This is a genomic window from Streptomyces sp. ISL-11 (genome assembly GCF_018614525.1).
Taxonomy (GTDB): Bacteria; Actinomycetota; Actinomycetes; order Streptomycetales; family Streptomycetaceae; genus Streptomyces.
Genome location: NZ_JAGGOL010000001.1, coordinates 47,147 through 57,158, shown reverse-complemented (window position 1 = coordinate 57,158; position 10,012 = coordinate 47,147). Strand labels below are relative to the sequence as shown.

9 protein-coding genes and 1 pseudogene are annotated in these 10,012 nt (G+C 73.2%); 3 read left to right on the top strand and 7 right to left on the bottom strand.

Translation table 11 applies throughout. The features are described 5' to 3' along the window. The 4 genes from J7E86_RS00295 to J7E86_RS00280 all read right to left on the bottom strand — a co-directional run. Nucleotides 1-285, bottom strand: a 285-nt coding sequence (locus J7E86_RS00295) for a hypothetical protein (protein ID WP_215078445.1), incomplete at its 3' end; no start/stop codon positions are given. Between the two features lie 240 nt (nucleotides 286-525). Beyond that, complete coding sequence (locus tag J7E86_RS00290; protein ID WP_251018457.1) at nucleotides 526-1,671, bottom strand: ATP-binding protein; 1,146 nt, start codon at nucleotides 1,669-1,671, stop codon at nucleotides 526-528. Beyond that, a complete protein-coding gene (locus J7E86_RS00285) occupies nucleotides 1,668-2,405 on the bottom strand; it encodes a response regulator transcription factor (RefSeq protein WP_215078443.1) in 738 nt (245 codons plus the stop codon). The genes J7E86_RS00290 and J7E86_RS00285 overlap by 4 nt, the downstream gene beginning before the upstream one ends. A gap of 90 nt (nucleotides 2,406-2,495) precedes the next feature. Further along, nucleotides 2,496-3,236: a spermidine synthase gene (locus J7E86_RS00280; protein WP_251018456.1), complete on the bottom strand. Its 741-nt coding sequence runs from the start codon at nucleotides 3,234-3,236 to the stop codon at nucleotides 2,496-2,498. A gap of 104 nt (nucleotides 3,237-3,340) precedes the next feature. Between J7E86_RS00280 and J7E86_RS31950 the strand changes: the two are divergent. Beyond that, nucleotides 3,341-4,057, top strand: a pseudogene (locus J7E86_RS31950) (rhomboid-like protein); the annotation flags it as partial. Between the two features lie 84 nt (nucleotides 4,058-4,141). On the opposite strand, the gene J7E86_RS31945 reads toward J7E86_RS31950, so the two are convergent. Beyond that, entirely contained in the window at nucleotides 4,142-4,738 is a 597-nt protein-coding gene (locus J7E86_RS31945; RefSeq protein ID WP_251018455.1) for a maleylpyruvate isomerase N-terminal domain-containing protein, read from the bottom strand. Beyond that, nucleotides 4,735-5,601 (bottom strand): NAD(P)-dependent oxidoreductase, encoded by an 867-nt coding sequence (locus J7E86_RS00270; RefSeq protein ID WP_215078439.1) that lies wholly within the window; start codon nucleotides 5,599-5,601, stop codon nucleotides 4,735-4,737. The genes J7E86_RS31945 and J7E86_RS00270 overlap by 4 nt, the downstream gene beginning before the upstream one ends. Before the next feature lie 142 nt (nucleotides 5,602-5,743). On the opposite strand from J7E86_RS00270, the gene J7E86_RS00265 reads away from it, so the two are divergent. After that, on the top strand, nucleotides 5,744-6,730 hold the full coding sequence (locus tag J7E86_RS00265; protein ID WP_215078437.1) for a GlxA family transcriptional regulator: 987 nt from the start codon (nucleotides 5,744-5,746) through the stop codon (nucleotides 6,728-6,730). A gap of 122 nt (nucleotides 6,731-6,852) precedes the next feature. Further along, the gene (gene lon, locus J7E86_RS00260; RefSeq protein WP_215078435.1) at nucleotides 6,853-9,261 is read left to right on the top strand and encodes an endopeptidase La; all 2,409 of its coding nucleotides are present in this window, start codon (nucleotides 6,853-6,855) and stop codon (nucleotides 9,259-9,261) included. 48 nt (nucleotides 9,262-9,309) lie between these two features. Here lon and J7E86_RS00255 read toward each other — a convergent pair whose 3' ends face one another. Next, nucleotides 9,310-9,726: a tautomerase family protein gene (locus J7E86_RS00255; RefSeq protein ID WP_215078464.1), complete on the bottom strand. Its 417-nt coding sequence runs from the start codon at nucleotides 9,724-9,726 to the stop codon at nucleotides 9,310-9,312. Nucleotides 9,727-10,012: the final 286 nt, after the last annotated feature.

Sequence of the window (10,012 nt, the reverse complement as noted above, 5' to 3'; positions counted from 1 at the left end):
GGTCACCGGCGCGGCCGCACTCGGCCCAGCCTGCGCCGCAGGCGCGACCGGCTGAGCGGGCGCCGCAGGCGCGACCGCACCCGGCGGCGCGGCCGCCGTCTGGCCCGGCTTGTAGTCGGCGAAGAAGTCCCACCAGGCTCGGTCGACCGAGTTCGGGTCCTGGAGGTACTGCTGGTAGATCTCGTCGACGAGCCACTCATTGGAGCCGAAGACGTCCGCAGGGCTCTTGCCCTGCCCGTCTTGGCCGGTCGAGATGCTCGAGGTGTTGGGGGACTGTGGCGACACGGCGGCAACCGCCCTCTTCCGCTTCACAAGGTGATGGACAGCGGAAATAAAGGCTACGCCTGTCTGTGGGGTTGATGCAGGCCACCCGGCCCAGTCGTCGCGCAAGTCACATTCCCGGAGGGGTTTCGGGGCATGACTTGGCGGGAAACACACCGGGTTCCGCTGTCCGCGAGCCCATCAGGGTTCGCTTGAGCGTGCCCCGCACTCCCTCGAATGCGTGCTTCCGCCACCGACCCTACGTCAAAGCTGATCACGAGGTCCGCCCGGAAGAGTGACCTGTATGCGGCAGCCACGTGGGGATTCGGCCACTCCGATGCTCCCGCCGTGCAGATCGACCGCCCAGCGCGCGATCGCCAGGCCCAGGCCCGTACCGCCGTCGCTGCCCGGGCCCTGCTGCCCCGAGCCGCCGCGGTTGAAGCGCTCGAAGACCCGGTGCCGCTCCGCCTCCGGGATGCCCGGACCCTCGTCCAGCACCTCCAGGGCCAGCGACTGGGCGCCCTCGCCCCGCCGCGCCCGTACGGTCACCCGGCCGTGCGGCGGACTGTGCTTGACGGCGTTGTCCACCAGATTCGCCACCACCTGGTGCAGGCGCTCCGCGTCCGCGTGGGCCGTCAGCTCCGGCGGCGATACGTCCAGATGCAGATGGACGTCCTTGCGCGCGTGCGGGGAGGACCCCGAGCCATTGGCCATGCTCGCCTCCTTCAGCACGCCCGCCAGATACGGCCACACCTCGAAGCGGCGGGCGTGCAGCGGCACGACGCCGTTGTCCAGGCGGGACAGGTCCAGCAGCTGTTCCACCAGCCGGCCGAGCCGCTCGGTCTGGCGCAGCGCGGTGCGCATCGTCTCCGGATCGGCGGCCGAGACGCCGTCCACCACGTTCTCCAGCACCGCCCGCAGCCCCGCGATCGGGGTGCGCAGCTCGTGCGAGACATTGGCGACCAGCTCCTTGCGGTGGGTGTCCACCGCCTCCAGGTCGGCCGCCATCCGGTTGAAGGCGTTGGCCAGGTCACCGAACTCGTCGCGCCGCCCGGCCCCGACCCGCCGGGTGTAGTCACCCTGTGCCATCGACCGGGTGACCTCGGTCATCTCGTCCAGGGGCGCGGTCAGGCCGTGGGCCACGAACTGGGTTATCAGCAGCGAGGCGATGATCGAGAAGACCGTGATCACCCGCAGCTCGGTCGCCGAGTGGATCGCGACGAAGACCAGGAAGGTCGTTATCACCACCGAGCCGATGACCAGCGCGCCCAGCGCCGCCTTCACCGACCGGTAGGGGTCCAGTGGCCGCAGCGCCTCCCAGACCCGCCCGCCCAGCCCCGCCGGGGCCGCGGGCCGCTCCTGCGCGCGCTCGCCCTGTCCGGCGCCGCCGCCCGTACCGCCGCCGGTCATGCCGCCGGGGTCTCCAGCGCGTAGCCGACACCGTGGACCGTACGGATCCGCTCCGCGCCGATCTTCCGGCGCAGGGCCTTGATGTGGCTGTCCACGGTGCGGGTGCCCGAGGCGTCCGCCCAGTCCCACACCTCAGCGAGCAGCTGCTCGCGGGAGAGGACGGCGCGCGGGGTGTTCGCCAGACAGACCAGCAGGTCGAACTCGGTCGGCGTCAGGTGCACGTCCTCGCCGCGCACCCGCACCCGCCGCTGCGCGTGGTCGATCTCCAGCTCGCCCAGCCGCAGGATGCCGGTGCGCGGGGTGTGCGCGGCGAGCGCCGCCCGCTCCACGCGTCTGAGCAGGACGTGCACCCGGGCCGCCAGCTCGCGCATGGAGAACGGCTTGGTCATGTAGTCGTCCGCGCCCACGCCCAGCCCGACCAACATGTCGGTCTCGTCGTCGCGCGCGGTCAGCATCAGGACGGGCACCGGCCGCTGCGCCTGCACCCGGCGGCAGACCTCCAGGCCGTCGAAGCCCGGCAGCATCACGTCCAGGACCAGCAGGTCCGGCTGCCACGCGTCGGCGGCGTCCACGGCCGCGGGGCCGTCGCCGGCGGTCCGCACCTGGAACCCCTCGGCCCGCAGCCGGGCCGCGATGGCGTCGACGATGGTCCGGTCGTCCTCGACGACGAGGACCCGTCGCTGAGCCCCGGCGGAGGCTGCGGCACCGCTCGGGCCGATGTGTGTCTGCTCCATAGCGCCCCGCCCCTAGCGTCTTCCCGTAGCGTGCTTCTCTACAGTCCTGCAGGTGTGGCAAGCAGAGTACGGGCAGGTGGCAGGGGACGGCTACGCGGCACGGAGCGCGAGGTGCACCACGTCCGGGACGCCCCGGGCAACGGTGATCTCTTCCGTCCGTACCCCTTCGAACCCGGCATTCCGGAGGGCTTCCTCGAACTCCTGGGACGGCTGCGCGGACCACACGGCCAGCACGCCGCCGGGCGTCAGCCGCGCGCGGCACGCCGCGAGGCCGGTGGGGGAGTAGAGGCCGTCGTTGTCGTCCGTGACGGTCCAGCCGGGGCCGTTGTCGATGTCCAGGCACAGCGCGTCGTGGCGGTCCGTGGCCGTCCGGACGTGGGTGACCAGGTCGGCGTGGAGGATCTCGGTGCGCGGGTCGGCGAGCGCGGCCCCCGAGAACGCGTCCAGCGGGCCGTCGCGGTGCCAGTCGATCACCGCCGCCTCCCGCTCGACGACGGTGATCCGGCCCCAGCGTGGCTCGGCCGCCGCCCGGGCGAGCGAGAAGCCGACGCCGAGGCCGCCGATCAGCACGGACGGCTGCTCGCGGCCGACCGGCAGGGCGGCGAGCGCCGCGTCGATCAGCAGGCGCTCGGACCGGCCGTCGGAGGTGTCCATCAGGAAGCAGCCGTTGGCGATGATCTCGAAGATCTCACCCCGACGGCGGAGCGCGACCTCCCCGTAGGGGCCCTCACGGCGTTCCAGGGTGACGGGGGAGTCCTCGGCGGACGAGCCGGGCAGCGGGGGGCGAAGGGGCTGGGCGGGCGACTCGAACCGGACATCTCGGGTGGTCATGACAGAGCCTCCGGGGATCGGTTTACTCGGCGGACGCATCGGATGGGAGCGGGGTTGAGGGCCGTGACGGGAGTCACGCCCAGAGGTTGAATTGCCGGGCCTCCGTGGACCTTAATGTTGCGAGGACGGGCGAGGTTCCCACCGCCCGGAGCCGTTGGGGGCCCGCGAGGAAGGGGCTTGGCCGAGTGACTGTGGTTGACCCCGCCGACGCGCGGTCCACCGGTGCCCGCAGACCCGGCGGGCAACCGCCGTCCCCTCCCGCCGGACGCGGCCCGTTCGCCCGCCTCGCCCGGCCGTGGCGGCTGCTCCCCACCCCCACCCGTACGCCCTTCGCGTTCGTCTACGGACTGGTCCTGCTGGCCACCGCCGTCTACACCGACCTCGGCGACCCGGACACCGTCGACCAGCTCCTGCGCGACTCCAGCACCGACGCCGCGCACCTGGCCGAGCAGCCCCTCCTCGTCCTCGTCGCCAGCGCCCTGTGGGTGGCCGGCGGCCTGTACTCCCTCTACGGCCTGCTCTTCGCCGTCGTCGTCAGCGCCCTGGAACGCCGGGTCGGCGGCGCCCGTACGGCCGGTGTCTTCCTCCTCGGCCACGTCCTCGCCACCCTCGCCACCGAGCTGCCCGTGGCCGGTGCCGTGGCGGCCGGCCGGCTGCCGGAGGCGTCGCTGCACCGCCTCGACTACGGCATCAGCTTCGGCGTCATGTCCTGCATCGGCGCGCTCGCCGGGCTGCTGCCGCGCAGGTCGGGCCGGGCCGTCCTCGGCCTGGCCGTCCTGATGTGCGCACAGGACCTGGTCGAGTTCGCCGACCCGCTCGCCAGCTGGGGCCATCCGATCGCCCTGCTCACCGGCGTCGCCTGCTGCCCGCTCGTCCGTGACGGGCGGGGCGCGGCCCGGCGGGGTTCAGCGGACGGTGCCGTCCCAGCTCCACTCACCGCGCCGTTCGTGCCCGGGCAGCGCGGCCCGGCCGGCGCACCACAACAGGGTGGCGGCGGGGGCGTGTCCGCCCGGGGCGCCGGGGAAGAGGCGCGCGACGACGGGCGCGCAGAGCTCGTCGGGCGGGCTCCAGGCGAGCCCGAGGCCGAGCGTGACGTCGTGGGTGTGCACGACGGTCTCCAGCACGCCCATGGCGGCGAAGCCGGGCCCGTCGGAGTGGCCCCACGGGTGCCAGGCCCGGTCGCCGGCGTCCGCGCCGCGGACGGTGGCGGCGAGCAGCGCCGCGGCGATGCGGATGCCCTCCAGGCGGGCCGGTAGCGGCGCCTCGGGGTCCAGCGAGGCGAACAGCGCGATGTAGCGGTCGGCGGGCCGCGCGGTGAGCAGGCCGGCGTAACCGATCAGGCCCAGGGCCAGGTGGTCGAGGGTCGCGTGGCAGGACCAGTCGAGGTCCCCGGCGGGCCGCGTCCAGTCGCCGTCCCCGCCCGCCGCGAGCACTGCGGTGCCCAGCTCCGCGGCCTCCGTCACCAGCGCCGGCCAGTCCTGCCCGGTGAGTCCCGCGTTCATGCCCGGCCCCCGTCCCGTACGGCCTCGATCAGGCGTGCGTAGCTGTCGCCGCCGTGGCCGTCGGCCACCGCCCGCTCGGTGACCCTCTTCAGCAGCGCCGGCAGCCCGACGTCCAGGCCGCGCTCCTCGCTCGCGTGCAGCAGGTGGTCCATCGTCGCGAGGTGGATGTCGAGGGTGGCGTCATCGCCGGGGTAGTGGCCCTCGTCGATCTGCGGCGCGTACGTGCTCATGAACCCGCCGACGGCCGTCAGCCAGCGGACCGCGACCGGTGTGAACGCCGTGGCGTCGACCTTGTCCGCGCCCGTCAGGGCCGTCCCGTGCAGCCACCCGCTCAGGGCCGACCACATCAGGCCGAGCAGCGCCGTGTCGTACAGCGATGCCAGCCCCGGGTCGGCGCCGAGGTCCACCGGGTCGCCGAGCTCGGCCAGGACGGCCCGGTGGGCGGCGAAGGCAGCCGGGGAGCCGCTGTAGAGCAGCATGTACGCCGGGTTCCCGATGCCGGGCGGGGTCGTCATGATCGCGCCGTCGAGGTAGCCGGCGCCGTGCCCGGCCGCCCAGGCGGCCGTCTCGCGGGCCGCCTCGGGCGACCCGGACGTCAGGTTGACCAGCGTCCGCCCCGCCAGCAGGCCGGCCACCGGTTCGAGAACGGCGTGGACGTCGTCGTACGTCGTCACGCAGACCACGATCAGCTCGCTCGCCTCGACGGCCTCGCGGGGCGACGCGGCGCGGACGGCTCCCCGTTCGACGAGGGCGTCGGCCCTGGCGGCCGAGCGGTTCCAGACGGTGGTCGGCAGGCCGGCCGCCAGGAACGCGCCGGCCAGGGCGGAGCCCATCCGGCCGAGGCCGAGAACGGTGACAGTCATGGGTGGTTCTCCCCGTGTGCGGCGGAAGTGGATCAGGTGAGGACCACGCTCGCACCGGCCGCGGGCCCCCGACAGCGGCAGGACTGCCGACTGCCGAACCATTCCTGCCAGCCTTTCCGCCGGCCCGCCTAGGCTTTCGATCATGAGCGCTGGTTCCGTGGCCGTGGCCGTGATCGACGACGATGTCCCCTTCTGGGACCTGTACGAGCTGGGGGTCGTCTGCACGGTCTTCGGCATCCCGCACCACGACCTGGCCGACCCCTGGTACGACCTGCGGCTGTGCGCGGTGGGCGGCACGGGGGCGCCCCCGCCTGCCGCCGCCGGCTTCGGGCTGCGCACCCCGTACGGGCCGGAGGGCCTGGTCGGTGCGGACACCGTGATCGTCCCCTCGGTGCCCGAGGCGTGCGTCGAGGGCGGCCGGGAGCTGCCGCCCGAGCTCCTCGGCGCGCTGCGCGCGGCCGCCGACGCGGGCGCCCGCATGGTCTCCCTGTGCGCCGGGGCCTTCGCCCTCGCCGAGGCGGGCATCCTCGACGGCCGCCGGGCCACCTGCCACTGGATGCACACCGAGGAACTCGCCCGCCGTCACCCGGCCGTCGACGTCGACGACTCGGTCCTCTACGTGGACGATGGCGACGTCCTCACCAGCGCCGGCGTCACCGCGGGGCTCGACCTGTGCCTGCACCTGGTCCGCAACGACCTCGGGGCGCGCGCCGCCAACCAGCTCGCCCGCCGCCTGGTCGTCCCCGCGCACCGCCCCGGCGGTCAGGCCCAGTTCGTGGACGTGTCGGTGCCCCCGGTCGGCGACGACGGGCTCGCCCCCGTACTCCAGTGGGCCACCGAACACCTCGACCGGCCGCTGACCGTCGGGGAACTGGCGGCGCGCGCCGGGATGAGCCCGCGGACGTTCTTCCGGCGCCTGCACGGCGCCACCGGCACCACGCCGCTGAAGTGGCTGCTCGACCAGCGGCTGGCCCGCGCCCAGGAGCTGCTGGAGTCGACCCGGCTGCCCGTCGAGCGGATCAGCGAGCGCTGCGGCCTGGGATCGGCGGCCAATCTGCGCCGCCACTTCGCGGTCCACTTCGGTGTGACGCCCTCGGACTACCGGCGGGCGTTCCCGGCGGCGGCCTGATCACCCCCTGCCGCGCCGCTCGGCCTCCGGTGATCGCTCAGAGCGAACAACGGAGGGGGAACATCCCGGAGCGGCCAAGCATTGAGTCGGCATAGCTCAACTTGCCTGCCGAAGGGGAGATCATGGCTTCCACGTCCACACCGCTCACCCTGCCCGTGCTGCCCCTCGACGACGAGGTCGTACTGCCCGGCATGGTGGTCCCTCTCGACCTCTCCGACGCCGAGGTACGGGCCGCGGTCGAGGCCGCCCAGGCCGCCGCCACCGGGGACGACAAGCCGCGGGTGCTGCTGGTGCCCCGGGTGGAGGGTGCGTACGCGGGCACCGGCACCCTCGGCCGCGTCGAGCAGGTCGGCCGGCTCTCCGACGGCGACCCCGGCGCGCTGATCCGCGGCCTCGCCCGCGTCCGCATCGGCGCCGGGACGACCGGGCCCGGTGCCGCGCTGTGGGTCGAGGGCACCCGCACCGAGGACGTCGCCCCCGATCCGCTGCCCGGCGCCGTCGCCGAGCTGATGAAGGAGTACAAGGCGCTGGCCACCAGCTGGCTCCGCAAGCGCGGCGCCTGGCAGGTCGTGGACCGCGTCCAGCAGATCGACGACGTCGGGCAGCTCGCCGACAACTCCGGCTACTCTCCCTTCCTCACCGTCGCCCAGCGCGTCGAGCTCCTGGAGACCGCCGACCCGGTGGCCCGCCTCAGGCTCGCCGTGAAGTGGCTCGGCGACCACCTCGCCGAACAGGACGTCGCCGAGTCCATCGCCAAGGACGTCCAGGAGGGCGTCGACAAGCAGCAGCGCGAATTCCTCCTGCGCCGCCAGCTGGAGGCCGTCCGCAAGGAGCTCGCCGGGCTCAACGGCGACCCGGACGGCGAGTCCGACGACTACCGCGTCCGCGTCGAGTCCGCCGGCCTGCCGGAGAAGGTCCGCGAAGCGGCCCTGAAGGAGGTCGAGAAGCTGGAGCGCGCCTCCGACCAGAGCCCGGAGGGCGGCTGGATCCGCACCTGGCTGGACACCGTCCTGGAGCTCCCCTGGAACGAGCGCACCGAGGACGCGTACGACATCCCGGGCGCCAAGACCGTCCTCGACGCGGACCACGCGGGCCTGGAGGACGTCAAGGAACGGATCACCGAGTACCTGGCGGTGCGCAAGCGGCGCGCCGACCGGGGGCTGGGCGTCGTCGGCGGCCGGCGCGGGGGCGCGGTGCTCGCCCTCGTAGGGCCGCCAGGTGTCGGAAAGACCAGCCTGGGACAGAGTGTGGCCCGCGCGATGGGCCGCGAGTTCGTCCGGGTCGCCCTCGGCGGCGTCCGCGACGAGGCGGAGATCCGCGGCCACCGCCGTACGTACGTGGGCGCCCTGCCCGGCCGGATCGTACGGGCGATCAAGGAGGCCGGCTCGATGAACCCGGTCGTCCTCCTCGACGAGATCGACAAGGTCGGCTCCGACTTCCGCGGCGACCCGGCGGCCGCCCTCCTGGAGGTCCTGGACCCGGCACAGAACCACACCTTCCGGGACCACTACCTGGAGGTGGAACTGGACCTGTCGGACGTGGTCTTCCTGGCGACGGCGAACGTCCTGGAGTCGATCCCGGAGCCCCTCCTGGACCGCATGGAACTCGTCCGCCTCGACGGCTACACCGAGGACGAGAAGGTCGTCATCGCCCGCGACCACCTGCTGCCCCGGCAGCTGGAGCGCGCCGGCCTGGAGGGCGACGAGGTGACCGTCGAGGAGGAGTCCCTGCGCAAGCTGGCGGGCGAGTACACCCGCGAGGCGGGCGTACGGACCCTGGAGCGCGCCCTGGCCCGGCTGCTGCGCAAGGTGGCGGCCCAGCACGAACTCGGCGAGCGCGAACTGCCCGTGACGCTCGGCGCCGACGACCTGCGCACCCTCATCGGGCGCCCCCACCACACCCCCGAGTCCGCCCAGGACCCGGCCGAACGCCGCACGTCGGTGCCGGGCGTGGCCACGGGCCTCGCGGTCACGGGAGCGGGCGGTGACGTGCTCTTCGTCGAGGCGTCCCTGGCCGACCCGGAGACGGGCGGCGCGGGCCTGACCCTGACCGGCCAGCTGGGCGACGTGATGAAGGAGTCGGCACAGATCGCGCTGTCCTTCCTCCGCTCCCACGGCGCCGAACTGGAGCTTTCCGTGGGCGACTTCAAGGAACGCGGCATCCACCTGCACGTCCCCGCGGGCGCGGTCCCCAAGGACGGCCCGAGCGCGGGCGTCACGATGACGACCGCCCTGGCCTCCCTCCTCTCCGGCCGCCGGGTCCGCCCGGACGTCGCCATGACGGGCGAGGTGTCCCTGACCGGCCGCGTCCTGCCCATCGGCGGCGTCAAGCAGAAGCTCCTGGCGGCCCACCGCGCCGGCATCACGACCGTCGTGATCCCCAAGCGGAACGAGCCGGACCTGGACGACGTACCGGCGGAGATCCTCTCGAAGCTGGAGGTCCACCCGGTGTCGGACGTCCGGCAGGTCCTGGAGCTGGCACTGGAGCCGGCGTCGGCTTCGGCGTCGACCGGGGTGCGGGTGGCGGCGTAGCCGCGGGTTCCGGGTTTCGCCCCCACGCCGGTACGGGTGGGGGCGAGGTCAGGTCGTTTCGCCGGGCTGGGAAACGCCGGGAGATGGGGCGTACTGAGCCACCCCCTCGCCCAGCGACCAGTCGATCGACTCGTTCTCCGTCAGCACGATGAACACGTTGCGCGGTTCGGTTCCCGCGTATTCCTGAGCGAGTTCCGCGATCCGCCGGTACAGCGCCCGCTTCCGCTCGGGCGGGCGTCCGGAGCGCATGGTGATCGATACGTACACGATGTCGTCGTCGCGGTGCACGCCGAAGTAGTCGTCGTAGTGCAGCGTGCCGCTGATGCCGTCATGGCCGGCCAGGATCTGAAACCGGTCGTCAGGTGGAAAGCCGATCGTCTCGACCAGGGCGTCGTGCACTGCGCGACCGAGCGCTTCGAGCCTTCCACGGGTGGCTCTCAACGCGTCGATGCGAACAAGCGGCATGTCGGCGTGTCCCTTCTTTGAGCTGCGTCGGACCGGCGGCAGGTCAGCTGCTGGCGCCGCCGCACCGACGGCATCCGCCACGGGGGTTCACGCCATGCGGCCGCGCCGGCATCACTGATGAGCCGTCCCCCCGGTCGTGATCGTACATACTAGTAGGTACAGAATCTCTCGGCGCCCACGCCGGACACTCTCCTTGAGGGGCCATCAACGGCTCGACAGGTGTTTCGAACAAACGGCTTGAGAGCTGCCCCAACTCGCGTTGGCGTTCACGTGGCGTGTCCCAGGT

Coding starts and splice junctions, on each gene's coding strand:
- J7E86_RS00290 (WP_251018457.1), bottom strand. CDS start 1,671: ATGACCGGCGGCGGTACGGGCGGCGGCGCCGGACAGGGCGAGCGCGCG.
- J7E86_RS00285 (WP_215078443.1), bottom strand. CDS start 2,405: ATGGAGCAGACACACATCGGCCCGAGCGGTGCCGCAGCCTCCGCCGGG.
- J7E86_RS00280 (WP_251018456.1), bottom strand. CDS start 3,236: ATGACCACCCGAGATGTCCGGTTCGAGTCGCCCGCCCAGCCCCTTCGC.
- J7E86_RS31945 (WP_251018455.1), bottom strand. CDS start 4,738: ATGAACGCGGGACTCACCGGGCAGGACTGGCCGGCGCTGGTGACGGAG.
- J7E86_RS00270 (WP_215078439.1), bottom strand. CDS start 5,601: ATGACTGTCACCGTTCTCGGCCTCGGCCGGATGGGCTCCGCCCTGGCC.
- J7E86_RS00265 (WP_215078437.1), top strand. CDS start 5,744: ATGAGCGCTGGTTCCGTGGCCGTGGCCGTGATCGACGACGATGTCCCC.
- lon (WP_215078435.1), top strand. CDS start 6,853: ATGGCTTCCACGTCCACACCGCTCACCCTGCCCGTGCTGCCCCTCGAC.
- J7E86_RS00255 (WP_215078464.1), bottom strand. CDS start 9,726: ATGCCGCTTGTTCGCATCGACGCGTTGAGAGCCACCCGTGGAAGGCTC.